The following is a 26,598-nucleotide window of genomic DNA, read 5'->3' as shown; positions in this document are numbered from 1 at the left end:
CTGCCCCCTATTTCTCGAAGATGTATTTACTGACCAGCTCTTCCATGCTGATGGCCGATTCCGTCTCGAAAATCTCGCCTCCCGCCTCGATCAGCACAGGAGAACCACCCGGTAGAATACTGATGTAGCGATCCCCAATGATGCCGGCGGTGCGCACCGAGGCAATACAGTCCTCCTGCAGCACCACGTCGCGCTGCAATTCGAGCGTCACCTGCGCCTCATAGGTTTCCGGATGCAGACGAATTTCGGCGACCCGGCCGACATCGACGCCGGCAATCTGCACGGTCGCGCCCAGTTTCAGCCCGGCAATGGAACCAAAGCGGGCGCTGACCCGGTAATGATCGTTGGCAAACAGGTCGATATCGCCCAGTTTGATCGACACATAGGCAAAACTGGCGAAGCCCAGCAGCATGAACAGCCCGACAACCAGTTCAAGATGATAGCGTTTCATGGCGTGGCACTTCCTCCGTTTCACTGCTGTAGATCGGCCCCATGGTCTCGCGCACAAAGGCACGGATCAGCGGGTTATCCGACAATTGAAAGGCTTCTGGCGACAGGCAGCCCTGCAACCGACCTTGAGCCATCAGGGCAACATAATCAGATAATTTAAAGATTTTAGGCACATCGTGGCTGACAATCACCGCCGTGTAGTTGAGTTGCTTCTGGGTTTCAAAGAACAGCCGGTACATCTCGTTGCTGCGGCTGACATCGAGCCCCGTGGTCGGCTCGTCAAAAAACACCACCTTCGGATCCAGTACCAGCGCCCGCGCCAGACCGACGCGTTTTTTCATGCCGCCACTGAGTTGGGCCGGAAATTTCTGTTCCTGACCTTCAAGGCCCATCAGCGCCAGTTTATCACGCACCCGCCGCCGGATAACCGTCTCACTCTCGCCCGTGCGTTCACGCAGCGGCAAGGCCACGTTGTCGTAAACGCTCATGGAATCAAACAAGGCCACATTCTGAAACAGCACCCCGAAAGCGCCGCGAATACGTTGCAGGGTGCGCCGGTCGCAGCGGGCCAGATCCTCGCCAAACACCTCAACCCGGCCGGCATCAGGCTGGAGCAACCCCAGCATGTGTTTGAGAATCACACTTTTGCCCTGGCCGCTGCCGCCAACAATCACCGTGGTGGTGCCGGCGCGCACCTGCAGTGACACACCGTCGAGCACCTTCTGACTGCCAAAGGATTTCTCCACCGCCGTCAGGGCAATGACCACCTCGTCCGTCGTGCTCATCAACCCGCCTCCCTCACAGCATCACCGCACTGACCAGATAATCCCACACCAGCACCGACACCGAGGACAGGACCACAGCGCTGGTGGTCGCCCGGCTGACACCCTCGGCACCAAAACCGCCATCGCGTTCGAGATGGAGAAAAAAGCCCTTGGCGCTGCAGATCCATACCAGCAGCACGCCAAACAGCAGCGACTTGACCAGCCCCATACGCACATCAAGCCAGTCCACCGCACTGTACATGCCCTGAAAATAGGATCCGGAGCTGACATCGAACAGATGTACGCCCACCAGATAACCGCCAAAAATGCCCACCGCATCGAAGATGCAGGTCAGCAATGGCACCACCAGCACCGCCGCCGCCACCTTCGGTTCAATCAGAAAGCGGTACGGATCGATGGCCATGCATTCCAGGGCATCAATCTGTTCGGAATTGCGCATAATACCCACCTCGGCACAGATGGCCGACCCGGCCCGGCCGATCACCATCAGGGCTGTCAACACCGGTCCCAGTTCGCGCACCAGGCTCAAGGCCACCGCTGCGCCGAGAAAACCGATGGAACCGAACTTGGTAAGGGTATAATAGCCCTGCAACCCCAGCACCATGCCGGTAAACAGGCCGGTAAACAGGATGACGAACAACGAATGGGCGCCGATAAAACGGATCTGGCGCACAGCCGCCGCCACCCGGTAGGGTGGCGTAACCACACACCAGAGGCTGTTGAGCAGGAACAGGCCATATCGGCCGGAGACTTCCAGCAGGCGCAGGGTTTCCGCACCCAGTCGGGCGATCCATCGCATCGGCATTTCCCGTTTCGCGTCCGGTTGCCGGCCTGCTGACGAACGGTCACACCCCCGTCCGCCCAGGTTCCCAGCAATAAAATGAAACTTGCATAATAGAATTCAGCCGAGCACCTGTCGAGCAGAATCGGCGGCCACACCCTCACCAAAAGCGCCAAAACGCATTGGAACAGCGTCATCTTTCTGTTACCCTGCAGGCCAAACCGCACAAGGAGATCCGCATGCCTTCACAGCTACCGCGCTCCCGCCGCTTTTATCTCTCCCTTGACCGCCGTCTGATCAGCCTGCTGACGCTGCTGGCGCTGCTGCTCCTCATCGGCAACCGCCTGCAGGCCGTGCTGACCCTGTTCGGCATCGCCTTTCTGATCGCCTATGTGCTCGATCCGCTGGCCGACCTGCTGGAGCGGCGCGGGCTGGGACGCAACCTGGCCGTGGTGATGATTTTTGCCACCTTCTCATTGCTCGGCAGCCTGTTGCTGTGGCTGGTGCTCCCGCGCGTTTTGGTGGAACTGGCCCAGCTGGCCCAGGCCACACCAGCCTATGCCGACTGGGCGCAACAACAGCTGACCCGGCTGGCAGCCTTGGCCGGCGTTCAGCTTGACCGCCAATTTCTGCTTGGCCTGCTGGCCGAACGGATCGGCGCCCTGTCGTCCCTGGGGCAGCAGCTGTTGACCCAGCTGTCGCGCCAACTCGGCGCCCTGAGCAATCTGATGCTGGAACTGGCGCTGATTCCGGTACTGGTATTTTATTTTCTGCGCGATTTCGACCGCATCGTAGAGCGGGTGCTGATCAATGTCAAACAGCGCTCGCGCTACGATCTGCGCCCCTACTACCTGCATTTCAACCGTATCGTTGCCCGCTACTTCCGTGGCCAGCTACTGGTGGCCGCCTTTCTGGCCTGTGGCTACAGCCTGGTGCTGAGCCTGTGCGATGTCTCGCCCGCCCTGACCCTCGGTCTGGTGGCCGGCCTGCTCGGCATCGTGCCCTATCTCGGCCTGGTCATCGGCCTGGGCACCGCACTGATTCTGGCCCTGATGCAGCACGGCGATCTGCTGCACCCCCTGCTGGTGCTGGGCGGCTTTGTACTGGTACAAAGTATTGAGGGCAACATTGTCACTCCCCGCCTGGTGGGCGCCTCCATCGGCCTGCATCCGGCTGGTGTGATCTTCGCCCTGATGGCCGGCGGCGCCCTGTTCGGCATCGGCGGCATGATCGTTGCCCTGCCGGTGGCGGCCTTTGTCGTCGTACTGCTGGAGGATGTCTGGGGACTGAATCTGCGCGGCGATCCCGGCCAGGCCGAGACTCTGGCGAGCGGCAGCCACCCGCCAGAGCCAGCGGCCGAACCGCCGGCGGAGCCGTCCTGAGCCGGCGCTGGCAAGGATGTTACCGATGTCGCCCCGTCGCGCCTCCATCCGCAGTTACCTGGCGCTGCTGACCCTCGTTGCCGTGCTGCCCGCCCTGGCCCTGATCGTTCACGGCGGCCTGCGGCAACGTGACGAGGCCATCGCCCAGGCCCAGAATCAGCTGCGCATTCTGGCCGGCAGCCTGGTCGAAAGCCAGCTGGGCACCATCAAGGCAGCACGCCAGACCCTGCAGACCCTGGCCCTGACCCCGGCGGTACAGCAGCAGAATGCCGCCAACTGCAGTCGCCTGTTTCAGGCCGTCGTCAAGCAGACCCCCGCTCTGCTCAATATCGCTCTGTGCGACAAGGGCGGTCGGGTACTGGCGGCAGCCCGCCCCCTGGAAACCCGCTATCTGGCCGACCGCAAGCATGTTCGTGACGCCCTGCGTCTCAACCGTTTTGCCGCCGGCGAGTTTCTCTTCACCCGCCTGGGCCATACCGAACCGGCTTTTGCCTACGCCCTGCCCCTGCGCGACAGCCAGGGGCAGACCCGCGGGGTGCTGACCGCCGTGCTGCGGCTGAGTGACTTCGCCAGCCTGCTGCAACAGGCCCGGTTGCCGGACGCATCCTTCATGGCAGTAACCGACCACCAGGGAACCCGCCTCTTCTTTCATCCGCCCAATCCAGCCAATCCGATTGGCCGACCGATCGCGCCAACCACCTGGCAAGCGGCCGGCCAGGCCCAGGAAGCGGGCCAGGTCAGTGTCATCGCTTCCAACGGCCGTCGCACCCTGATGGCCTACCATCCGGTACGGCTGGCACCTGACGAACCGCCCCATCTGGTGATCTGGGTGGGCATCGCCGAGCAGCGCATCCTTGCCCAGGCCAATCGTCAGTGGCAATACGGCCTGAGCCTGATGGTACTGGTCACTCTGCTGGCACTGCTGAGCGCTCGCCAGCTTGGCCTGAAGCTGCTGGTCCGGCCGTTGGCCCTCCTGGCCCAGGCCGCCGAGGAATTCGGCCATGGCCGTCCCTGGCGGCTGCCCCGCACGGGGCGACAGCCCCTGGAGCTGGAACGGCTGGCCGACAGCTTCGAACACATGGTCCTGCATTTACAACAGAGCCAGCAACAGCAGCAGCAGTCTGAGGAACGCCTGCGCCACCTGGCCACCCACGACGAACTGACCGGCCTGGCCAACCGCAGGTTATTGCACGAACGGCTCGAACAGGTCATCAGTACCCGATCCCAGCGACAACAGCGTGTAGCGGTGCTGCTGCTCGACCTCGACCGCTTCCAGTTCATCAATGACAGCCTCGGTCACAACCAGGGCGACGCCCTGTTGTGCCAGATCGGCGCGCGGCTGCGCCAGTGCGTGCAACCTGAGGACACCGTCTGCCGCCTGGGCGGTGACGAATTTGCCCTGGTGCTGAACGATCCGGGCCCCGGCGACAGCCTGACATCTCTGGCAGGCCAGCTGCTCGAACGCATCAGTCAGTCATGCACCATTGGAAACCACCATGTCACGGTCACCGCCAGCCTCGGCATCAGCCTGTACCCGGCCGACGGCGGCGACAGCATCAGCCTGCTGCGCAACGCCGATCTGGCCATGTACCAGGCCAAGCAGCGCGGCAATGGCTTTGCCTTTTATCGCGCCGAGATGAACCGGCACGCGCTGAAGATCCTGGAACTGGAAAACGACCTGCGTCATGCCCTCGAACGCCGGGAACTACTGCTGCACTACCAGCCCAAGGTGGAACTGGCTCGTGGCCGGATCATTGGCTGCGAGGCGCTGCTGCGCTGGCAGCATCCCCAGCGCGGCCTGGTTTCGCCGGCCGACTTCATCCCCCTGGCCGAGGAAACCGGCCTGATCGTTCCCATTGGCGCCTGGGCGCTACTGGAAGCCTGCAACCAGGCCATGCAATGGCAGCAGCAGGGGCTGCCTGCCATCGGCATGGCGGTCAACCTGTCGTCGCGCCAGTTCCGCTCCGGCGATCTGCCCACTGCCGTCGCTGCCGCCTTGCGCCACAGCGCCCTGCCGGCCAGCCGTCTGGAGCTGGAACTGACCGAAAGCATGGTGATGGACGATCCTGCAGGCGCCGTTCAGACCATGCAGCAGCTGAAAGGTTGCGGTCTGCAGCTCAGCCTTGATGACTTTGGCACCGGCTACTCCAGCCTGAACTACCTGCGCCATTTTCCTGTCGACTGCCTCAAGATCGATGCTTCCTTTATCCGCGATGTCGATCGCGATCCCAGCGCCGCAGCGGTAGTCACCAGCATCATCGATATCGCCCAGAACCTGGGCCTGACCACCATTGCCGAAGGCGTCGAAACCCACGCGCAACTGACTTTTCTGCGCCGTTGCCAATGTGACGCCCTTCAGGGCTACCTGTACAGCCGGCCTCTGCCAGCGGCGGATTTCGCCCAACTGCTGGCCCGGCCGCCAGCTCTGGCCCACCTGGCGGCCAGAACCTGAAATTCACCGCAAGTCACCGGCTTCTCTTTTCTTCTTGACAAAACCGACCGTTCTTGTCATCTTTATGGCGTACCTTGCAGCAAAGGAGAAACGCCATGTCCATTACCATCCCACTGAAAAAGATCATCGGCAAAAGACCTCAGGTCATCGCCAAACTGATGCGTGAGCTGGGCATCGATACCGCCCGGCCCTACCACTACCGCATGAACGCGTTGGAAGTGATCATCGAGCAATAAGATTCATAAACGGCCGACGAAGGCGTGGCCGCCGGAACGATCGCCTTCTCCTCCTTGTGGCCGCCCCTGTGGGCGGCCTTTTTTTATGCCAATCGCCGGCAACAGACGGCAGAACAGGGGGGACAGCCGCCGGGCAGAATGTTATACTCTCACGCCTTGCTGTTTTTTACCTGCCGCTGCGCGGCAGCTTTCGCCAAGTCAGCATCCGAGGATTCCGCCTGGGAATCCTTCGCCTCCACCGGTGGCAACATCGTTGTTTCAGGAGATGTCATGTCGATTGTTCTGTCTGTAATCAACCTCGCCGTTCTGGTCACCCTGTTCTATACCGCGGTTCCCGCCGAAGCCCAGCCCGTCCTGCAGATCACCGCCCTGGTACTGACGCTGCTGCTGACACTGCTGCAACTGCGCCAACGCCTGGCCGGCGCTGCCCGCCCCGCCCCGCAGGCCACGGTCGCCACCAGCCTCCCCCCCGGCCCGCAGTTGCCGGTAGCTGCCCGCACGGTCGATAACGGCCAGTTGCAGGATGCCGCCGTGGTCCAGTTTCTCGGCCGATTGCAGGAAAAGGGCCGGCTGGTCGATTTCGTCATGGACGACATGACGGCCTATGCCGATGAGCAGGTTGGCGCGGCAGCGCGCATCGTGCATCAGGGCTGCCGCGAGGTTCTGTTCGACTTCTTCCGCATTGTGCCGGTGCATGACGGCAATGAAGACGATCCCATCGAACTGGCTGACGGCTACGACAGCCAGAGCTACCGCCTGATCGGCCGGGTGCCCGAGCGTGGTCCCTACCAGGGCCAGGTCATCCACCGCGGCTGGCAGACCCAGAGCTGTCATTTGCCCCAGCTCAACGAGGCCACCAACGATTTGGTGAGCCTGCAGCGCATCATCGCGCCGGCCGAAATCGAAATCGACCCGCAGGACTGATGGGACGGCCGGTGTTCAGGCCGGCCCTCAGCGCAAGGAATTTGTTGTCATGTCAAAATGTTACGCCATCGGTATCGATCTGGGCACGTCCAATTCGTCCGTTGCCCTGGCGAACCTGACCGACACGGCCGCTCCCCGCACCCTGCCGATCTGCCAGCAGATCAGCGCCCGCGCCCTCGGCGACCGTGACACCCTGCCTTCGGCACTGTACCTGCCCAGCGAGGACGAACAACGCCAGCTGCCGCCGCTGCCCTGGCCGACCGGAGCCGAACACTGCTGCGGACTTTACGCCCGCGAACATGGCGCCCTGCTGCCCGAACGCCTGGTGACCTCGGCCAAATCCTGGCTTGGCCACAACCATCTCGATCCCCGCCAGCCCATCCTGCCGTGGAACAGCCGTCTCACGCAGCGCCTGCTGTCCCCCTGCCAGGTCCAGACCCAGTTTTTGCGGCATCTGCAGCATAACCTGCGATACCAGTTGCGCCAGCAGCAGCCTTCCTTCGATCTGACCCAGGCCGAGGTGGTCCTGACGGTGCCGGCGTCCTTCAACGAGGTCGCCCGGCTGCTGACCGCCGAGGCGGCGCGCGAGGCCGGCTGGGGTGAAGTGACGCTGTTGGAGGAGCCGCAGGCTGCCTTCTACCACTGGCTGACCAGCCAGGGCGAACTGTGGCGTGAGCAGGTGCAGCCCGGCGACGTCATTCTGGTCTGCGATATCGGCGGCGGCACCACCGACTTCAGCCTGATCGCCGTCACCGCCCGGCAGGGAGAACTGGCCCTCGAACGCATCAGCGTCGGCGACCATCTGCTGCTCGGCGGCGACAACCTCGATCTGGCGCTGGCCTACAGCCTGCAGGCCCAGCTTGAAACCCAGGGCAAGAAGCTTGATCACAGCCAGTTTCTCGCCCTGGTGCAGGGCTGCCGCGCCGGCAAGGAAACCCTGCTCGGCGACCAGCCGCCGGAAAGCTATCCCATTGCCCTGGCCAGTCGCGGCGCCAGCCTGTTCGCCCGCAGCCTGACGGTAGCGCTGACCCGCACCCTGGTTGAACAGGTCGTGTTTGATGGCTTTCTGGCGCCCTGCACCATCGACTGCCAGCCGGATGCCAGTGGCCAGGCCGGCCTGCAGGAAGTCGGCCTGCACTATGCCGCCGACCCGGTATTCAGCCATCATCTGGCGGCCTTTCTGGTCGCCAGCGCCCAGGCGGTAACGGCGCACGCCGACCTGGCCGAACAGGTGCGCAATCAGCGCCTTGAACAGGGCGGCCGGGCCTTTTTGTTTCCCACGGCGGTTCTGTTCAATGGTGGCATCTTCCGCTCCCGCCGCCTGCAACAGCGCCTGTTTGGCCTGCTGCAGCAATTTTGCCCCGAGCGACCGCTGCGCCTGCTGTGCGGCGGAGATCCCGACCTGGCGGTCGCCCGCGGCGCCGCCAGTTACGCCCGCCAGCGGGTCGCTGGCGGCCTACGCATCAAGGCCGGCACCGCCCGTTCCTACTATATCGGTCTGCAGGCCGCCATGCCGGCCGTACCGGGCTTCAAGCCACCCCTCAAGGGCGTCTGTATCGTGCCACGCGGCATGGAGGAAGGCAGCGAGCAGACCCTCAACGGTCGCGAATTTGCCCTGCTGACCGGTCAGCCGGTCGAATTCCGTTTTTTCAGCAGCAATCAGCGACCAGCTGACACCATCGGCGATGCGGTGGAGGATATTGCCGAATTGCAAGAATGCGCCAGCCTGCAACTGAGCCTGCCAGCCGAGGAACAGCAGCAGCGTGTCGCGGTGCAACTGCGCAGTCGCATTACCGAGTTGGGCACCCTGGAACTCTGGCTGCACCAACCCGACAGCCAGCGGCGCTGGAAGGTGGAAATCAACCTGCGCGCCAACGGGGGACCAGCCGCATGACCAGCACCGCCCGACCGCGCTTCTGCATCGGCATCGACCTGGGCACCACCAACACGGCCCTGGCCTACGTCGACCGCCAGCAGCCCCGCCAGGGCAGCCAGCTATTGCTGCTGCCCCAGTGGGATAGCGCCGCCAGCATCCGCCAGCTCAACAGCCTGCCTTCCTTTGCCTACCTGCCGGAGCAACCACCCCGCGCCGGCGAAAACCAACTGCCGGCCAGTGACAGCCCCTGGCTGGTTGGCACCCTGGCCCGCCAGCAGATGTCCCTGCATCCCGGCCGCGTGATTCATTCGGCCAAATCCTGGCTCTGCCACAGCGGCGTCGACCGCAATCGCGCCCTGCTGCCCTGGCAATCGAGCGATATCGGCGAGAACCAGCGCCTTTCACCGGTGCAGGCCAGCGCTCTCTATCTTGACTGGCTGCGGCGCTGCTGGAACCAACAGCTGACAACGGCCACACCAGAGGCCGCCTTCGAGCAGCAGCAGATCGTTCTGACCGTACCGGCCAGCTTCGATGCTGCCGCCCAGCAACTGACACTGCAGGCCGCGGCGCTGGCGGGCTATCCGCTGGAGCGCCTCAGTCTGCTGGAGGAACCGCAGGCTGCCTTCTACCACTGGCTGGGACAGGAGACGCATCTGGCCCAGCTGCGCGATCTGCTGCTGCAGCGCGATGGCGCCGCCTTGCAGGTGCTGGTCTGCGACATCGGCGGCGGCACCACCGACCTGAGCCTGTTCCGGGTGGCCAGCGATCCACAGCAGGCCGGTGGTCTGCGCTTCGAACGCCTGGCGGTGAGCGAACATCTGCTGCTCGGTGGCGACAACATTGACCTGACCCTGGCTCACCTGCTGGAGCAGCGCCTGACCGGCGGCGGCCAACGGTTGCGCCTGAAACAATGGCACCAGCTGCTCAGCCAGGCCCGCGAGCTGAAGGAACGGCTGCTCGACGCCAGCGGCGAGGAGGCCCAGCGCAGTTATCCGGTCACCCTCAGTGGCAGCGGCGCCAACCTGTTCGCCTCGACCCAAAGCTGTCGCATCGCCGCCAGCGAACTCCAGCAGCTGATCCTCGACGGCTTTTTCCCGCTATGCGATGCCGATGCCCGGCCGCAACAGCAGGCGGCGCTGCTGCAGGAATGGGGCCTGCCCTATGCACAGGACAGTGCCGTGTCGCGTCATCTGGCGGGCTTCATCGCCGGCCAGCGGGTCGACGCGCTGCTCTTCAACGGCGGCACCCTGGTTCCGGCCAGTATTCGCCAGCGCCTGCACCAGCTGTTGAGCCGCTGGCAGCCCGAAACCGCAACGGTGGTGCTGGAAAACCGCAGCCTGTCGCTGGCGGTGGCGCAGGGCGCGGCGCGTTACAGCTGGATTCTCGGCGAACAACCGACCAGCGGCGCCCGCATCGGTGGCGGCTATGCCCACGCCCTCTATCTGGAGGTGCTGGGCGGCGCCCGCAAGAAGGATCGCAGCCTGGTCTGCATTCTGCCCAAGGGGCTGGAGGCCGGCCGCACCCTGCAACTGCGCGAACCGGCCTTTGACCTGCTGGTCAACCAGCCGGTCCGCTTTCAGTGTTGCTACGCGCCGCGCCGCACCAGTGACCGTGCCGGCACCCTGCTGCCCTGGAATGCCGACGAATTCCGCCCACTGCCGCCGCTGCAAACCCTTATTCAGCTGCCGCCCGGCGCCGCCAAACCAGCCAACAACCGGCTGCCGGTGCATCTGGAGGTCAGCCTCAACGAACTGGGCCTGCTGCAGATCGCTTGCGTCGCCAACGATGGCAGTGGCCGCTGGCGCCTCGATTTCAATCTGCGTCAGGACGCCAGCGGCTCACCGGCTCCAACCGGCCGGCGCATTGAGGCTGATCCGGCAGTGTCACAGGCCCTGCCATTAATCCGTTCCCTGTTTGCCAAGAAAAAGGATCCGGCCCTGCCGGAGGTGGCCCCGAAGCAGCTGGTCAAAGCCCTTGAACGGCTGCTGGGCCCGCGCGAGGACTGGAACAGCGCCACCCTGCGCCGGTTATGGCCGGAACTGGCCGAAGGCATGAGCCGCAAGGCGCGCAGCATCGACCATGAGCAGGCCTGGCTCTATCTGGCCGGCTTCGTTCTGCGGCCGGGTTATGGGGTCGAACTGGACAGCGCCCGCATCGAGCAGCTCTGGCGCCTGCAACAGCTCGGCCTGGCTTTTGGCAAGGAAAAGCGGATCGAAAATCAGGCCTGGCTGCTGTGGCGCCGGGTCGCCGGCGGGCTCAACGCCGGCCGCCAGCAGCAGCTCTACGCTGCCCTAGCCGACAGCCTGGCCAACCAGGCCGAGCCGGCCGCCGAGATGGTCTATCTGGCCGGCGCGCTGGAACAGCTGCCGCCCGGCACAAAAACCGAGTTGGTCCGGCTGTTTGGCCGCCAGCTGCTGCGCGACCGCACCCGCCACCACGCCCCTTACTTCTGGGCGCTGGGGCGCCTGCTGGCCCGCCTGCCGCTTTACGCCGGACCGGAAACCGTCGTCCATCCCCAGCAGGTGGAACAGTTCTTCCGCCGCGTCGCCAGCCTTGACTGGCGCCAGCCCCCCTGGCAGGGCTTTCCCGCCCTGTTTGCCCAGGCCGCCCGTCACACCGAACAGCGCGACATGGATATCAGCGCCCCGCTGCGGGCGGAACTGCTCGACAAGATGCGCGCCAGCGGCGCCAGCCGTCATCAGCTGACCGTCGTCGAACGACTGGTGCCCCTTGATGACAACGACCGCACCCTGCAATTCGGCGAAGCATTGCCGACCGGCCTGATCCTGGTACGCAGTTAGAGCCGCGCCCCCACCAACAGCCCTATTTTACGACAGGAACAGCCCCATGGATTTCTCCCTCGCCGGTCACAGCCAGATCGAACTGCAGCAACTGCTCAAGGTCACCGGTCTGTGCGGCAGTGGCGGCGAGGCCAAGCAGCGCATCGCCGCCGGCGAGGTCAGCGTCGACGCGACAATCGAGCTGCGCAAGCGCCGCAAGATTCACGCCGGCCAGCAGGTGCGCTGGCGCGATCACCTCATCCAAGTGCTGCCCTAGACCAGCGACGAACCCGTCTGGCGGCGCCGGGCTGCCGGGCTCAACGGGCAGCCCGCACCCAGACATTCCGGATTCCGCGCCTGCTGACGACAAACCTCCAGCGCCCCTGCCCGCAACGGCTGCGGCAGCAACGCCGCCGACAACTCCGCCGCCTTGCACAGCGCCACCACACAATCGCGCTGACAACAACGGGCCGCCCGGAAAGCCGCCAGCTCGGCCAGCACCTGCTGCACCAGCTGCTGCGCCTGCTGGCGGGGCACCGCCGTCAGCGGTGTGGCCTCAAGCAACAGACTCAAGGCGATGCCCACGCCCACCGCCGCGCCACACACCCCATTGAAGGCACAACTGCCGCCCATGACCTGAGAACCCCGCTGCAGTGCCATGTGCATCTGCGCCGCGGACACCGTGCCGCCCTGATTGCGGTAGCAGGCCAGTATCACGGCCGGCACCAGGGCATGGAACTGCGGCCCGTGCAGTGGAATGGCCGGATGGCGGCAGATGCGATAAAACAACGGCAGCAGCTCGGTTTCCTCGGCCTCCTGACACAGATGGGCGATCACCGCAAGGGCATCGGCATTATGGCAGGCATCACAGACATGATGGCCCTGCTCGCAACAAACACTGCTGTCGAACTGTCGCCCGCAATAATGGCAACGCTGCAACCGGCTGGTGGCCGCATACAGCAGGGGCGCACCGCACAGCATGCAACCGCTGAGCTGCCGCGCCACCGTCTGAGTGTCGCTTTCGCGAGCCGGCAGGGCACAGTTGCAGCTGTAGCTGAAGGCGATGTTGGCCACCGTGCCATCCTCTTCCAGCTGATAGAGCAATTCACCGGCCGCCTCGGCCTGCTGGCGTGACACCCAGGCCAGCTGGCCGCGAAACAGCAGCCGGCCATCCTCCAGGCCAATGCTGGCAAAGGGACCGGGATAGAGAACCCGCACCGCGCCGGCCGCTTCCGCCAGGGCGGGACGTTGCGCCTCGAAGGTCAGCGAAAAAAAGGCGTGGCCCTGCACCTGGCGGTACGGCAACCGTTTGAGACAGCGACTGTGAACAAAACCGCTTTCCGCCAGCAGGCCGAACAGATCCTTCTGGGTCAGGGCACCGGCAATGCATTCGCCCCGCAGCTGCTCGTCGTTGCGGATGGCGGCATCAGGCTCGCTCTCGCACACGACATCGGCCACCACCAGCCGGCCACCCGGCTTGAGGACACGCCACATCTCGGCAAACAGGCAGCGCTTGTCAGCCGACAGGTTGAGCACACAGTTGGACAGAATCAGATCGACACTGGCGTCGGCCAGCGGCAGCGCTTCAAGATAGGCCTGATGGAACTCCAGGTTATCGTAACCGAGACGGGCGGCGACACCAACCGCGCCCTGGCGGGCCAGCTCAAGCATGGGCGCCAGCATGTCAACACCGATGACACGCCCCTGCCGGCCGGTCAGCCGGGCGGCAATAAAGCATTCCACCCCGCTGCCACAGCCCAGATCCAGCACGGTCTGGCCCGCCGTGATGGCAGCATCCAGCACCGGACTGCCGCAGCCATAACCGCGAAACCGGAACGCCTCGGGGATGTGATCGATCAGGTCAGCGTCATAGCAGACCGGGTTGAGAATCTCCTCCTTTCGATCGCCGACCGCAGCGGCATAGAAATCCTTCACCACCGTACGACTGTCGTTCTGGCTCAACGCCAGCAGGCAGTTGGAGTGCAACAGGGCCACGGCACCATGGGCACCACAGCTCTCCAGCACATCGCCCATCTTCAGCCGCAGTAGCGGCCGCTCGCTGTCCGGCTGACGACTGGCGCTGGCTACCAGCAGATCAAGCGCCAGCTCCTCATACAGCGGCAGATAGGGATCGGCGCCGCTGAAACAGCCACCATGCAGATAGCTGTGGTCAAGATCGCCACCACCGAGCAGAAAACGCCAGGGGGAATCCTGCGTCGCGCAACTGCTGTGGCGAATGGCGGTCAGGGCGGCACTGTCGCGCCAGGCGGCCGCCAGCCCGGCCGTGAGATCTGTCGCCAGTTCGGCGACATCAACCAGCGCGGCCGACGGATAGAGCCGATCATCCGGCCCGATGGCCAACGCCTGCCAACCAGCCCCGCTGCCATCGTGACGGGTGCCGGGCGGCGCGAACAGCTGCGTCCGCAACGCGTCAAGATTGTCGATCCGCACCCCGCGACGCTCGGCAACACCAAGAGCACGGCGCAGTTCGGCGGCAATCCGGCCAGGGTCGGCAAAGCGCTCGGCACCACCACGGCCGCGCACGAAGTACCACATAAAATGAACATTGGCGGCGCCCCAGTCAGCCGCCAGCTCCACCACCGCCGCCATGTCGGCCAGATTGTCCGCTTCGACACACATGGACAGGGTAAACGGCCAACCCTGCTGGCGCAGGCCGGCAAGCTGCTGGCGCAGACGGGCAAAACTGCCGGCACCGCGCAAGCCATCGTGACGGGCCTGAAGGCCATCGACACTGATCTGCCAGTGCAGCCGGTCGCGCGGCCAGTCCGCCAGAGAGGTCAGGCGCTCCAGCGCCATGCCATTGGTCAGCACCGCCACATGGGCAGCCGGATCGGCCAGCACATGGTCAACCAGGGCAACAAAATCGCGATGGACCGTCGGTTCCCCGCCGGTCAGGGCGAACAGCCGGCAACCCAGCGCCCGGGCCTCGTCAATGCGCTGGCACAGACGGGCCAAGGGCAGTTCGGCGGCGCTGTCCGCCGCGGAAGCAAACAGACAATGGCGACAGCGCAAATTGCAGCGGTTGGTGATGTGCAGCCACAACTCCTGCAAACCGCTCAGCTGCAGGCAAGCGGCCCGTCCAGCGTAAGCCGCCACCGGCGGCTGCGGCAGACGCTGGAGAAAACCGACCGCCTCAGCGGTCAGGCTCACCGGCCGGTTCTGCCGCAGCTGCTGCAGCAGGGCATCACCACCGCGACTGGGCACGAACCAGTGAGGGCCTTCGGGATACAGGTAAATCGGGATACCATGATGCGACAGCCGCAGCCAGCGGTGCACATCGAAGATCGGATCGCCGGACACAGCGGCTATCGGCAGACTGTCGGGTTGATACATGAGGCCGTCCTTCCGGCGCCAACCCACTGTCCGGCGGCTGACACCATAAGAGGAAACAATGGCTGCAATCGGCGCGCAACATAGCACCAACAGTCCGCAGCCTCAAGTCCCCGTATCAGGCCGCGCCGCGCCGGGCTTGGATCTCCTCATACAACGCCAGCAGACCCTCGGCGCGAAAACAGCAGCTGCGCACACCGCCACCCGGCTGTTGCCAGTCGATAATCTCAACCTGCTTGCGCACCGCCCGGCTCAGGCCGGTTTCGCCCAGGCTCAGCAGCTGTTGCCACATCTGTTCCATATCAAGCAGCTCGAATGTCGCCAGCTCGGTAGCGTCGGCCCGGCGGGCAATGAAGTAATCGAGCAGTTCGCAGCAGACGCCGCCCGTGTCCGACCAGCGGATAAAGGCATGCTCCGGCCGGCGCTCGACGGCAATGGCCTGTTTCAGGGGTTCTCCGGTCATGGCAGTCTCTTTCGTGAAAAGGGCGGCGCAGTGCCGCCGCCACGTTGACATTCGCCGCGAATCTTTCTACTCTCGGCATTTCCGATTTTCCTGCAACCGCTGGCAACAGAAAGGAAGCGCGATGTTTGTGGCAAAAAAAGGTGATACCGTCAAGGTGCATTACACCGGTTATCTGGCCGACGGTACGGTGTTTGATTCCTCCCAGGACAAGCAACCGCTGAACTTTATTCTCGGCCAGAAGGAAGTGATCGCCGGTTTCGACGCCGCCGTAGTCGGCATGGTGCCAGGCGAGCACAAAACCCTGACCATCCCGCCGGAACAGGCCTACGGCGCCAGCAATCCCGATCTGATCGAAGAGATCGACCGCGCCCAGTTACCCGCCGATCTGGCGCTGCAGATCGGCGCCCAGATTGAAATCACTCGGCAGGACGGCTCTCTGTTGTATGTGATGGTCAGCGACCTGAATGACGAACAGGTGACCCTCGACGCCAACCATCCCCTGGCCGGCAAGGCCCTGACGTTCGACATCCACCTGATCGAGGTGATTCCAGAGGCGCAGCAGAACAGCCAACCCGGCGGCATCCTGCTGGAGCAGCTGAAAAAACAGCGTCAGCTGCACTGAAGCGGAGCGGTTCGATCGAACAGCAAAAAGGCCCCCATAACGGAGGCCTTTTTGCTGTTCAGCCATGGCGTACAGAGGGCCGGTCAGAATTCCAGCGCCAGCTGGGCCGTTACCAGATCGCGCTCGTCATCGTTGTCAAATTCGCCGTAGAGATATTCCAGCGCCAGGGTCAGCGGCTCGAACAGCTGATAGGCCACGACGGCCCCATACTGCTCCTCCGGCAGGAAATCGGCCAGATCCCTGCCGCCTTCATACTTGACCGCCATCTGCAGGTCGTCGCGCAGCTGATAGCCCACCTCCAGGTTCCAGGTTTCCGGCCGCAACGCTTCGCCGCCATCAAAAGCCAGTTCCCCGGCAGCAAAAGAACGCAGGGCGCCAAGGTACTCGGCCTCAATAAACAGTCGTTCAGCCACGGCCAGGCTGACAAAGGCGCCAAAACCGTCCACCTTGTCGTCCAGCGCATCCACGGCGACTTCCTCCTCCAGCGCGTCACTATCCGCCAGATTGGAGATCCAGGACATCCCCAGGCTCAGGGCCAGACCGGCGATCCGATCCTCCGGCAGGCTGTACACGGCCTTGGCTACCAGACTGTTGATATGATTGTTCTCGTCGATTTCGTCGACATCGCCATTGAACAGTGACAGACTCAGATCAAAACCGGCGCTGGCAAAACCCAGCTCCACCGCCGTCTCGTTGGTTTCACCCAGTTCCAGCGTCAGCGGATCGCTGATAAAATGACTTTCAAAGCGGCCAAAGGGCACATACATCTTGCCGGCATTGACATACAGCGGCAAGCGCTCGCCACCATTGAGGCTGATCACCGCCTCATCGACATCCACCGGCTCGGTTTCGTCTTCTTCCCACAGCAGCAGCACATGGCCACTGAGGTAATCGTTAAGGTTGACCTCGACGCCCAGTTCGACGGTGGCCAGCACCAGATCACTGCTTTCGTCGCTGCCACCATCGCTCAGTTCAACCCTCTCGTAGCCGGCCTCGACCTCCACCAGACCACTGAGCTGCACCCGCTCGCTCCAGTGACCCAGCAGACTGTCCGTCCAGCGATCGGCCACCGGCGGAGCCGCCGCCAGGCGCGCTTCAATCTCGGCCAGACGGGCCTCCGTCGCCTGCAGTTTTTGCTGCAGGGCAACGTTTGACAGCTCCTCCGTCGCCAGCGCCGGTGTCGCCAGCGCCAGCAGCAAACCACATAATGCCAGATGTTTCATTTTTCAAGCCTCCTTGATGTTCGAATGGCCGCAGTCTTTGGCCGCGGCACAACAACCGCAACGGCTGGAACGACCGTCAGTGCAACCGCCCGGGCGCAGCTGCCGGGACAAATAGCGGTAAAGATAAATTATTGCAACGGCCAGCGCCAGCGCCACAAACCCGTATTCCATCAGGGTCACCAGCATCAGCGCATGTCGCGGGCCTGCACCCAGATCACGGCATCCTGTGACAAATCCTTGCCGTTGTGTTCGGTCTGCGATCCAACGCCCAGGGCGCAGAAGCCCCACCAGCCGGCGCGGGGAATGCCATAGCTGAATTCGCCGTTGACGTTGGCACGGATGGTCTGGGTGACAAAGGCGTCCTGCGGCGCCGCCACCGCCGCCGCTGCGGCAAAGGCATTGTCGCTCAACTGCGGCTGATGATTGAGATATTCCACCTCGATCTCGGCATGGGGCACCGGCTGACCATTGCGTAGCACCTGACCGCGAAACAGGTTGCCGGTCCACAGACCATAGGGTTTATCGAGGGCGACGATCTCGGCGGGCAGACCAACCGGCGCGTCCCAGTCGGTCGGGAAGCCGCCCGTGTTGACCATCAGCTTGGTGATTTGCTGGATGTAGCAATCTTCTTCCTGCTCCAGATAGGGCGCCGGCACCAGGCAGAAAACATTATCACCCATGCCCCGCAGCTTGACCTGGGCCTGATAGGCCTTGCCGCTGTTGGTCAGGCTGCGCCAGGTCATCGGCTCAAGCTGGGGCAGCAGATCGGTTTTCTTGCCCTTGCGCACGACAAAGAAGGCCTCCGGCACGCCCATGTCCATGGTGTGACCGGCCTCAAACGGGTGGGTGAAGACCAGTTTGAGCGGGATCTCCTGCGCCTGCGGCAGGGCCGATTCGGGGGTGTAGATCATCTGGAAATGGGCCAGCGCTGAAGTCGCCGACAGCAGCAGGGCCAGACTCAGGCTGCAGAACAATGGTTTTACGGTCATGCGGATTCTCCTTGAAGGGGGATGAGCGAACGGGAACTGGCCTTATTCAACAATACTGCTGCCGTCGATGCTGATGACATGGCCGGGGCCGGCATCAAACAGCACCCGGTAGCTGCTGTCAGGCTTGTCGAACTGGAATTCACTGTCGGCATCCATGCGGCCGGCTTTCAGCACCGTGCCATCGCTGGCCTCGACCCGAACCGCCACCCCTGAAGCCGACGAGCCATCGGAAAAACCGCCCTCGCAGGTGATGGTGCCATCACCATTGTCGTAGCAGGAACACAGCGGCGTATGGGCCAGAGCCGTAGCGGCCGTCAGCGCCAGCAGAAGCACGGCCAGAAGGGAAAGGGTTTTTACGGTCATGAGATTCTCCTTGCGTTAAGAGGACAGAGAAGATCTGCCAATCAGGCCGACCACCGTGGTGATCAGCAGCGCCAGCAGATAAAAGGCAATCATGGCCTGCAGGCCCGTCAACCCCAGCAGACTGCCACCGGTGAACACCAGCGAGGCCACCAGCAGACCCAGCACCATCGGATAGCCCAGGGAAAACAGCATCCAGCCCAGGCTGCCGGTCTGCAGTTTCACCGCCATGGCCGTGGCCAGGCAGGGCGGATAGAGCACCATGAACAGCATCAACGCCAGAGCATGCAGGGCGGTAAACCCTTCCTCCCCCTGCGCCATGCGCTGTTCCAGGGTTTCGTTGTCTTCCTGCGGCAGGTAGAGCGCCCCAAGGGTAGCGACACTGCTTTCCTTGGCGGCAAAGGCACTCAACAGGGCGACATTGACGCGCCAGTTGAAACCAGCGGCGGCGGTGAGCGGTTCCAGAGCCTGGCCCAACTGGCCCAGCAGACTGTTGTTGATCTGTTCGGCCCGCAGATCGCGCAACAGAGCCTTGCGTTCCTTCAGCAGTTTTTTCAACGCACGGGCGGCCTTTTTGGCTGCTGCATTTTCCGGCTGCAACAAATCGAACAGCACGGGCTGCTGCTGGCGCAGTGCCGCATTGAGAGCGGCCACGGCGGTGGCATCCCCCATCCGCAGACGGTCAGCGGCATAGCCTTCGGCCAGCAGCACCAACTCCAGGGTTTTGCCCGGCTCCTGCACGGCCGCGGCGTAGGGCGTGCCGGTCAGCGCACGGTAAAACCGCTTTTCCATCTGCTGCTGACGGCTCTGGTAGTGCTGGTGACGCTCCGGCGCCAAAGCGGGGAACTGCAACAGCACAAACAGCACCACCGCCACGGCTGCAACAATGGTGGTAATCTTGCGCACGAACAACCAGACCCGCTCCAGTGCCCGGCCCAGCACCGCCCGCAGGGTCGGCAAATGGTAGGGCGGCATCTCCATGACAAAGGGCGCTGCCGGCTTATGGCGCAGTACCGTCAGACTGAGCAGCTTGGCAATCGGCAGCACCAGCAGAAAGCTGATGGTGGCAATGAAGAACATGGCCACCCCTTTGTGGGCGGCAAAATAGATGTTGATCAACAGCACATAGAGCGGCACCTTGGCCAGGCAGTTGAGCAGCGGAATGGTCAGAATGGTGGCCAGACGGGCCCGTTCATCGGGAATGCCCTTGCACGACATCACCGCCGGCACAGCGCAGCCGCCCACGTAGACGCCGCCAAGCACCAGCGGCAGTGTGGATTGGCCATGCAGGCCGAATCGGTGCAGCAGCCGGTCCATGATGAAGGCCATGCGCGGCATGTAGCCGCTGTCTTCCAGCAGCGCGATCAGGCCGAACAGAATGAAAAACACCGGAATGTAGTTGAGCAGGGCGTTGACGCTGTCGACGAACCAGAGCACGAAGGCGCGGGTCAGCGGCACCTCAACGAAGCCAGGAGCCGGCAAGAGGCCCTCAATAACGCTGCGCAAGCCGGCCAGTAGTGGCCAGGTGTACTGGGTCAGTCGATAACCCTGAACAATGGAGAGGTAGTACAGCAGCCAGATCACGGCCACCAGCAGCAGCGGCCCCATCAGACGATGGCAAACCAAGTCATCGACACGGTCGGACAGGCAGCGCTGTGCCGGCCGGCGCAGCTGGCACAGATCGACCAGCTGCTGCGCCCGCTGGTAGCGGCAGTGCGCCAGATGCTCGCCGACGGAACAGCCCTGAGCGGTTTCGAAAGCAACCGCCAGCTGCCGGGCCTGGGCCACCAGCGCGGCACCTGCCGGCGTGGCGCCCAACTGACGCGCCACGGGCTCATCAGCCTCCAGCAATTTCAACGCCAGATAGCGGTGCAACGCCGCAGAGGAACCCTCGCTAGCGGCTTGCGGCAACAGCGCAAGTGCCGGCAGCAGTTCCGCGATCACCCCCTCCAGCGGGCCGTAATCCACCGGTCGTGTGCGCAACGGCGGGTCTTGCCCCATCAGGCCTTGCACCGCCTGCAACAGCTCGGCCTTGCCACGGCCACTGCGCCAGGAGCTGGTCACCACCGGCACTCCGAGCAGCTGACTCAAGCGTTGCGGATCGGGTGCTATGCCGCGTTGTTGGGCGACATCCATCATGTTCAGATTGACCAACAACGCCGGCGTTACCTCCAGCAGCTGCAACGTCAGATAAAGGCTGCGACGCAGATTGCTGGCATCAATGACATTGACCAGCACCTGCGGCCGCTGCTGCAGAACGAAATCACGGCTGACCCGCTCCTCGGCCGAAAAGGCGCTCAGGCTATAGGTTCCGGGCAGATCAACCACCTCAAGGGTTTCTCCCCCCAAACGCAGCCAGCCGGTCATCTTGTCGACAGTGACCCCGGGATAGTTGGCAACATGCTGACGGGCTCCGGTCAGCAGATTGAACAGGGTCGACTTGCCACAATTGGGTTGGCCGGCCAGGGCAATAAGTGCCGCGTTCATGCGTTTTCGACCTCCACCAGCCGGGCTTCGGCCCGCCGCAGGCTGACAAAGCAGCCATCGAGCTCAACCTCCATCGGGTCCTTCAGTGGCGCATTTCGCACCACCCGCAGAGCCATGCCGGGGCAGGCGCCCAGATCCAGCAGCCGCTGGCCCAGCAGATCACCGGCCACCAGCCGGACAATGCGGCAGCTGCCGCCGGGTGCGATCTGATCGAGAGTCACAGATTTTTTCACTGGCTTCCTCCGTGGAGCGCATTGCTCCGCACCGGCGGTCCTTGCCGCCACAAAAAAGGCGCATCACAGCCCCGCACCTGTGTGCGGCCGCGATGCGCCTTCACTTCCACCGTCACCGCCGGGCGGCACGGGGCCGTAAGACCGTTCCCTCGACCTGTTGCAACACCGGCCACAGCCGGTGTTGACAGCATGAAAAGCTTAAGAAATCTTTGCTGTAATCTGCTAGTTGCGCTGCAACAGCACCTGCGTCAGCTTCTTGCGCAGCTGTTCGAGCTGGCGCGACTTGAAGGCCCGGCGGCTCTGTTCCAGCACCTCAATCGCCTCGTATACCGCCTGCTCCAGAAGTTGCTCGCGACCACGGACAGAACCCGCTGCCACGTCGGCGGCCGATTCGGCAGCAGCGGCCGGGGGTTGCGGTACCACCTGCAACCTGGCCGTCAGTTGACAGTGGTGTTCAATGCCCTGCTGCAAGCGCCGGGCACTGGCGTCCAGCAAGGCCAGCAGATTCTCCTGCTCCTGCGCCATGGGATTCGTCTCTCCTTTTTTTGTTTTATCTGTCTAACTTTTTCGGCAAAAAAAATCAGTGCTTCTGCACCGGACGCCCCACGGGACAATGGGCCGGCTTGCCCTGCTGACGATACTGCTCAAACTGCTCCAGCCAGTCGGCGCCAGTCCGCGGGCAGGTCTCGATGAAGGCCATGAAATCAATCAGACGGTTCAGGGTGTCACTGCTCAGGGCATGCTCAACCCGACAGGCCTCCTCGTCGGCGGTAACCGCTTCAACCTGCAGCACCTGCACCAGGAAGCGACGCACAGCCTCATGGCGCCGGCGCATCTCGCGGCCGACAGCGGCACCGGCGCGGGTCAATTGCACATGCTCGTACTTTTCGTAATGCACCAGACCCCGTTCGCCCAGGGTTTTGAGCATGCTCGACACGCTGGGCATCTTGACGGCCAGCCGGCGAGCAATGTCACGCACGCGCACAGCGCCCTTCTCGCGACTGAGATCAAAGATGGTCTCCAGGTAGTCTTCCATCACCGCAGTGAGGGGCTTGTCTTCGTCTGGCAGATTGCTGGCAGTCACCACGCATTTCCCTTCAACAGCCGACAGGCGCAAAGAATGTTTTGCCTATCTAACTTCTTTCGGGCAAACTAATAGCGATTTGGCCGGCGGCTGTCAAGCGGGAAATTGTCGACCCGCGACAAAGCCGCCGGACCGCTGTAGCGGGAGGAAAGGAGACGGGCCATGGGAGGCTGTCTGAAGGGACATTCAGAGCACAAAAGCAAGGAAGGCCGTTTTTGCTGCGAGCGCTGTGATGCCGTGTCGAAAAAAGCCGGCCATCTGTGCAAACCGGACAAACTGGGCAAAAAGGCGGCGAAAAAACGCGCCGCGCGCCAGCTGCGGGACAAAAACCACCGTGAGCGCGACTGACCCGGTCCGGTTTCTCCGGCAACAGGCAATCAGCTGGACCATCGGGCCGGCGCCTCAGGCGTGCGTTGCTGGCGCAGAGCTGCGGCGATACGCTGGCACAGCGTCTTGAGGATCTTGATGCGGGCGTAGCGCTTGCTGTTGGCCTCGACCAGCACCCAGGGCGCGATGTCGCTGCTGGTACGCTCAACCATGTCGCAGACGGCCTCTTCATAAAGAGGCCACCTGTCCCGGTTGCGCCAGTCCTCGGCCGTGATCTTGAACTGTTTGAAGGGCACGGCCTCACGTTGGCGAAAACGGCGCAGCTGTTCGTCGGCATCGATGGCCAGCCAGAACTTGACCACCAGGCACTGGTGGCGCACCAGCTGTTCCTCGAAATCATTGATCTCGCCATAGGCCCGCAGCCAGTCGACCGGCTCACAGAGCCCCTCTACCCGCTCCACCAGCACCCGGCCATACCAGGACCGGTCAAACAGAACCAGCCGGCCGCGCGTCGGCAGCTGACGCCAGAACCGCCACAGATAGGGCCGCGCGGCCTCTTCATCGGTGGGCGCGCCGACAGGGACAACCCGGTAACGGCGGGCATCAAGGGCACGGGTAACCCGGCGGATGGCACCCCCCTTGCCTGCCGCGTCGTTGCCCTCGAACACCACCACCAGCGACAGCCTGGCGAAGCCTTTTTTGCGGCTCAGACGACTGAGACGGCCCTGCCAGTGTGCCAACTGACGATCGTAATCGGCCTTTGCCAGATCACGACCGAGGTCAAGGGCGCGCAACAGATTGCGGTCGTCCAGGCGCGGCAAGCGGGGCGGCACGGTCACATTGACGACGTGGCGAGCCTCCCCTGCCTCCAGTCGCTGACGCAAGGCCTGCAACAGCGTCTGGCCCAGAGTCAGTTCGCGATAATGGCGGTCACTGCCCTCAATCAGTGTCCAGGGGGCCTCGGCCGTACTGGTCTGACGCAGGGCCCGCTCCGCTATCCGGTGAAAGTCCTGATAATGCTCATGATTATGCCAGTCTTCGGCCGTAACGCGCCAGCGGGTCGCCGCCGCCTGTTCCAGCTGGCAAAACCGTTTTTTCTGGTCCTTGCGTGACAGATGCAGCCAGATTTTCAGCACCAGCACCCCTTCGGCCACCAGCATCTTCTCGAATCGCAGGTTGCGTTCCAGGGCCTGGTCAAGCTCGGAGTTGCCGACGTGGCCATAGACCCGCTGCCGGATCGGCCCGCTGTAAAGATCGTCAAAGAAGATGGCAATCTCGCCCTTGGCCGGCAAAGCCCCCCAATAACGCCACATGGGCGGCCGGTCGCCATCACGGGCCAGGCTCTCGGCCGGGGCATAGGTCTGGACATGACGCGGATCGAGCCATTCATTCAGCACATTGACACTGTCGCCCTTGCCGGCGCCATCCATGCCGGCCAGGATGATGACCACGGAAAAGGGCCGCGTCCGTATCAGTTGCAGCTGGGCCGCGATCAGATCCGCCCGCAGGGGCGGCAACTCGCGGGCGTAACGCCCGGCGCCAATACGGTGCCCCAATTCAACGGCCTCAAACATTCCGTCCTCCCTCTTCGCAGCCACAGGTCATAGCCACAACGACTTTGTTTCCCTTCTCATACCACAGCCCGGCGCAACTGACGACCTCGCACCAGTGTGCCAACCATCACAGCGGCCTCGCCCGGCAGAACGGCAAGAGCAATCTGGCAAGATCCAAGCTATCGAAAATACAAGACCAATTGTCGAGATCAAATCTGTCATTGACAGAACCCGGATCCAGGTGTAATGGCCGGAGCGGATTGCTGTCGGCCAGCCTTGGTGCCCACCTGGTGGCCGCCACAGCCGAAGCCAGACAGCGCTTCACTTCCACTGCTTCCTCTCTACCATTTTTGTAATTATTGAACATAGCATAGCGGATCGGCGGGGCAGCAACACGCCGATATTCGTCCCTCTTTGTCATGAAACCTGTCCTGCCACAACCTGCCGCACGGAAACGCCCAAGCGGCCCAGGTTTTTATTCTCATTCAATTTTAGCGATGTAACGGGGGAACACATGAAAACACTGTTGACACTTCTGCTGAGCCTGACGGCTCTGCCGGCTCTGGCCAACGACGGCGGCGCCAGCGTGCGCGACCTGACCGGCACCGGTCTGGGCATTCTGGCGCTGGTGCTGTTCGTCGGCGCCTATGCCCTGGTGATTATGGAGGAGAAGCTGCACCTGCGCAAAAGCAAGCCGGTGCTGCTGGCTGCCGGGGTCATCTGGGTGCTGGTCGCCATTACCTTCAAGGCGCTGGGCGAGCCGGATGCTGCCCATGATGCGATTGTGCACAATCTGGTGGAATACGGTGAGTTGTTTCTGTTTCTGCTGGTCGCCATGACCTACATCAACGCCATGGACGAGCGTAACATCTTTCAGGCCCTGCGCTCCTGGCTGGTGTCGCGTGGCTTTTCGCTGCGGATCATTTTCTGGCTTACCGGATTGCTGGCCTTCTTCATCTCGCCCATTGCTGACAACCTGACCACCGCCCTGCTGATGGGCGCCGTGGTGATGGCCGTGGGCGGCTCCAACCAGCGCTTTGTCGTCATGGCCTGCATCAACGTGGTGGTCGGTGCCAATGCCGGTGGCGCCTTCTCGCCCTTTGGTGACATCACCACCCTGATGGTGTGGCAAAAGGGCATGGTATCCTTCGGCGAGTTCTTCGCCCTGTTCCTGCCGTCGCTGGTCAACTGGCTGGTGCCGGCCTTTATCATGAATTTCCTGATCAGCAGGGAAAAACCCCAGGCACTGGACGAGGCCGTGGTCATGAAATTCGGTGCCAAGCGCATTATGCTGCTGTTCCTGCTGACCATCGTCACGGCGGTGTCGTTTCACAACTTTCTGCATTTGCCGCCGGCTGCCGGCATGATGCTGGGCCTGGGCTATCTCGGCTTTTTCTCCTACTACGTCAAGCTGCGTGAGCACGCCGCCCACATGGCGGACCCGGCGCTACACCTGGAACCGGTTGAGAATGAAGGCCATGGCGGCCCGGGCTTCGATCTGTTCCGCAAGATTGCCCGCGCCGAATGGGATACGCTGCTGTTCTTCTACGGGGTCATCATGTGTGTCGGCGGTCTGAGCCAGTTCGGTTATCTGGCCATGGCGTCACAGTTTCTCTACAACGATCTGGGCGCCTTTAATGCCAACGTCATGATCGGCATTCTCTCCGCCATCGTTGACAACATTCCGGTGATGTTTGCCGTGCTGACCATGGAGCCGCACATGTCGCATGGCCACTGGCTGCTGGTGACCCTGACGGCCGGTGTGGGTGGCAGCCTGCTGTCCATCGGTTCGGCGGCCGGCGTCGGCCTGATGGGTACCGCCCGTGGCATCTACACCTTCGGCCGTCACCTGGTCTATACCCCGGCGGTGGCACTGGGCTACGCCGCCAGCATCGCCGTCCACATGCTGGTCAACGCCAAGTATTTCCATTAAATATCGTTCTGGACCTCATCGGCCCTTCGTTTCACACACAAAAAAACGGAACCCTTCGAAGGGTTCCGTTTTTTTGTGTGTTCAGCGCTGCCATACGAAAAAAGGACTTACCAGCCATGCCAGTAAGTCCTTGTTTTCTTTGGCTCCCCGGGCCGGACTCGAACCAGCGACAGGGTGGTTAACAGCCACCTGCTCTACCGACTGAGCTACCGGGGATCATGTCGTTGCGACAGGTGCGGACTATACGCGAGGGCCCATGCCCTGTCAACGGTTTTTTTAGCCTATCTTACCCTAAAATGACATCCCG

At 63.0% G+C, this 26,598-nt stretch carries 24 protein-coding genes and 1 tRNA gene; 10 read left to right on the top strand and 15 right to left on the bottom strand.

The features are described from left to right. Positions 1 to 7 precede the first annotated feature (7 nt). The 3 genes from mlaD to BLR80_RS04815 are packed head-to-tail and all read right to left on the bottom strand — an operon-like array spanning position 8 to position 2,034. Positions 8 to 451 carry an outer membrane lipid asymmetry maintenance protein MlaD gene (gene mlaD / locus BLR80_RS04825; protein WP_092076815.1) on the bottom strand — a complete coding sequence of 148 codons (444 nt, stop codon included), beginning with the start codon at positions 449 to 451 and terminating at the stop codon, positions 8 to 10. Further along, positions 432 to 1,235: an ABC transporter ATP-binding protein gene (locus BLR80_RS04820; protein WP_092076813.1), complete on the bottom strand. Its 804-nt coding sequence runs from the start codon at positions 1,233 to 1,235 to the stop codon at positions 432 to 434. Before BLR80_RS04820 ends, mlaD begins: the two co-directional genes overlap by 20 nt. A gap of 13 nt (positions 1,236 to 1,248) precedes the next feature. Continuing rightward, positions 1,249 to 2,034: an MlaE family ABC transporter permease gene (locus BLR80_RS04815; protein ID WP_092076811.1), complete on the bottom strand. Its 786-nt coding sequence runs from the start codon at positions 2,032 to 2,034 to the stop codon at positions 1,249 to 1,251. A 221-nt stretch (positions 2,035 to 2,255) separates the two neighbouring features. On the opposite strand from BLR80_RS04815, the gene BLR80_RS04810 reads away from it, so the two are divergent. The 7 genes from BLR80_RS04810 (at position 2,256) to BLR80_RS04785 (ending at position 11,943) form a co-directional block, all read left to right on the top strand. Then, a complete protein-coding gene (locus tag BLR80_RS04810; RefSeq protein ID WP_092076809.1) occupies positions 2,256 to 3,398 on the top strand; it encodes an AI-2E family transporter in 1,143 nt (380 codons plus the stop codon). A gap of 25 nt (positions 3,399 to 3,423) precedes the next feature. Further along, entirely contained in the window at positions 3,424 to 5,850 is a 2,427-nt protein-coding gene (locus BLR80_RS04805; protein ID WP_171906315.1) for a bifunctional diguanylate cyclase/phosphodiesterase, read from the top strand. Between the two features lie 95 nt (positions 5,851 to 5,945). After that, positions 5,946 to 6,086, top strand: coding sequence for a hypothetical protein (locus tag BLR80_RS12880; protein ID WP_171906314.1), 141 nt, complete (start codon positions 5,946 to 5,948; stop codon positions 6,084 to 6,086). 270 nt (positions 6,087 to 6,356) lie between these two features. Then, the gene (locus BLR80_RS04800) at positions 6,357 to 7,010 is read left to right on the top strand and encodes a DUF2760 domain-containing protein (RefSeq protein ID WP_171906313.1); all 654 of its coding nucleotides are present in this window, start codon (positions 6,357 to 6,359) and stop codon (positions 7,008 to 7,010) included. 49 nt (positions 7,011 to 7,059) lie between these two features. Continuing rightward, a complete protein-coding gene (locus BLR80_RS04795) occupies positions 7,060 to 8,904 on the top strand; it encodes an Hsp70 family protein (protein ID WP_092076803.1) in 1,845 nt (614 codons plus the stop codon). Continuing rightward, positions 8,901 to 11,687 carry a hsp70 family protein gene (locus tag BLR80_RS04790; protein ID WP_092076801.1) on the top strand — a complete coding sequence of 929 codons (2,787 nt, stop codon included), beginning with the start codon at positions 8,901 to 8,903 and terminating at the stop codon, positions 11,685 to 11,687. Before BLR80_RS04795 ends, BLR80_RS04790 begins: the two co-directional genes overlap by 4 nt. 46 nt (positions 11,688 to 11,733) lie before the next feature. Next, positions 11,734 to 11,943, top strand: coding sequence for an RNA-binding S4 domain-containing protein (locus BLR80_RS04785; protein WP_092076799.1), 210 nt, complete (start codon positions 11,734 to 11,736; stop codon positions 11,941 to 11,943). Here the strand turns inward: BLR80_RS04785 and BLR80_RS04780 are convergent. After that, positions 11,940 to 15,020 carry a DUF5714 domain-containing protein gene (locus tag BLR80_RS04780; RefSeq protein ID WP_092076797.1) on the bottom strand — a complete coding sequence of 1,027 codons (3,081 nt, stop codon included), beginning with the start codon at positions 15,018 to 15,020 and terminating at the stop codon, positions 11,940 to 11,942. The two genes, BLR80_RS04785 and BLR80_RS04780, sit on opposite strands and share 4 nt — an antisense overlap. Positions 15,021 to 15,135: 115 nt before the next feature. Then, complete coding sequence (locus BLR80_RS04775; protein WP_092076795.1) at positions 15,136 to 15,480, bottom strand: hypothetical protein; 345 nt, start codon at positions 15,478 to 15,480, stop codon at positions 15,136 to 15,138. A 121-nt stretch (positions 15,481 to 15,601) separates the two neighbouring features. Between BLR80_RS04775 and BLR80_RS04770 the strand changes: the two genes are divergently transcribed. Beyond that, entirely contained in the window at positions 15,602 to 16,102 is a 501-nt protein-coding gene (locus BLR80_RS04770) for an FKBP-type peptidyl-prolyl cis-trans isomerase (RefSeq protein WP_092076793.1), read from the top strand. 83 nt (positions 16,103 to 16,185) lie between these two features. On the opposite strand, the gene BLR80_RS04765 is transcribed toward BLR80_RS04770, so the two are convergent. The 8 genes from BLR80_RS04765 to BLR80_RS04730 form a co-directional block, all read right to left on the bottom strand. Beyond that, positions 16,186 to 17,325, bottom strand: a complete 1,140-nt coding sequence (locus tag BLR80_RS04765; RefSeq protein ID WP_092076791.1) for an LbtU family siderophore porin — start codon at positions 17,323 to 17,325, stop codon at positions 16,186 to 16,188. A 3-nt stretch (positions 17,326 to 17,328) separates the two neighbouring features. Further along, on the bottom strand, positions 17,329 to 17,511 hold the full coding sequence (locus BLR80_RS04760) for a hypothetical protein (protein WP_092076789.1): 183 nt from the start codon (positions 17,509 to 17,511) through the stop codon (positions 17,329 to 17,331). Next, positions 17,511 to 18,314, bottom strand: coding sequence for a DUF4198 domain-containing protein (locus BLR80_RS04755; RefSeq protein WP_092076787.1), 804 nt, complete (start codon positions 18,312 to 18,314; stop codon positions 17,511 to 17,513). The genes BLR80_RS04760 and BLR80_RS04755 overlap by 1 nt, the downstream gene beginning before the upstream one ends. A 42-nt stretch (positions 18,315 to 18,356) precedes the next feature. Further along, entirely contained in the window at positions 18,357 to 18,677 is a 321-nt protein-coding gene (locus BLR80_RS04750) for a hypothetical protein (protein WP_092076785.1), read from the bottom strand. A gap of 15 nt (positions 18,678 to 18,692) precedes the next feature. Then, a complete protein-coding gene (gene feoB, locus BLR80_RS04745; RefSeq protein ID WP_092076783.1) occupies positions 18,693 to 21,161 on the bottom strand; it encodes a ferrous iron transport protein B in 2,469 nt (822 codons plus the stop codon). Next, positions 21,158 to 21,394 carry a FeoA family protein gene (locus tag BLR80_RS04740; RefSeq protein WP_216095171.1) on the bottom strand — a complete coding sequence of 79 codons (237 nt, stop codon included), beginning with the start codon at positions 21,392 to 21,394 and terminating at the stop codon, positions 21,158 to 21,160. Before BLR80_RS04740 ends, feoB begins: the two co-directional genes overlap by 4 nt. A gap of 222 nt (positions 21,395 to 21,616) precedes the next feature. Next, positions 21,617 to 21,919 carry a hypothetical protein gene (locus BLR80_RS04735; RefSeq protein ID WP_092076781.1) on the bottom strand — a complete coding sequence of 101 codons (303 nt, stop codon included), beginning with the start codon at positions 21,917 to 21,919 and terminating at the stop codon, positions 21,617 to 21,619. A gap of 55 nt (positions 21,920 to 21,974) precedes the next feature. Next, a complete protein-coding gene (locus BLR80_RS04730) occupies positions 21,975 to 22,478 on the bottom strand; it encodes a metal-dependent transcriptional regulator (protein WP_216095170.1) in 504 nt (167 codons plus the stop codon). 162 nt (positions 22,479 to 22,640) lie between these two features. Here BLR80_RS04730 and BLR80_RS04725 point away from each other — a divergent pair, with 162 nt between their 5' ends. Then, positions 22,641 to 22,826 carry a hypothetical protein gene (locus tag BLR80_RS04725; protein ID WP_092076779.1) on the top strand — a complete coding sequence of 62 codons (186 nt, stop codon included), beginning with the start codon at positions 22,641 to 22,643 and terminating at the stop codon, positions 22,824 to 22,826. Between the two features lie 29 nt (positions 22,827 to 22,855). On the opposite strand, the gene pap is transcribed toward BLR80_RS04725, so the two are convergent. Continuing rightward, positions 22,856 to 24,379: a polyphosphate:AMP phosphotransferase gene (gene pap, locus BLR80_RS04720; protein WP_092076777.1), complete on the bottom strand. Its 1,524-nt coding sequence runs from the start codon at positions 24,377 to 24,379 to the stop codon at positions 22,856 to 22,858. Between the two features lie 493 nt (positions 24,380 to 24,872). Here pap and nhaD point away from each other — a divergent pair, with 493 nt between their 5' ends. Beyond that, entirely contained in the window at positions 24,873 to 26,291 is a 1,419-nt protein-coding gene (gene nhaD / locus BLR80_RS04715) for a sodium:proton antiporter NhaD (RefSeq protein ID WP_092076775.1), read from the top strand. A 140-nt stretch (positions 26,292 to 26,431) separates the two neighbouring features. On the opposite strand, the gene BLR80_RS04710 is transcribed toward nhaD, so the two are convergent. Then, a tRNA-Asn gene (locus BLR80_RS04710) sits at positions 26,432 to 26,507 on the bottom strand. Positions 26,508 to 26,598 lie beyond the last annotated feature (91 nt).

Origin of the sequence: Desulfuromonas thiophila (genome assembly GCF_900101955.1) — a bacterium.
Classification (GTDB): domain Bacteria; phylum Desulfobacterota; class Desulfuromonadia; order Desulfuromonadales; family Desulfuromonadaceae; genus Pseudodesulfuromonas; species Pseudodesulfuromonas thiophila.
Note: the sequence above shows the minus strand (reverse complement) of the source record. Positions and strands in the feature narration are given on the sequence as shown.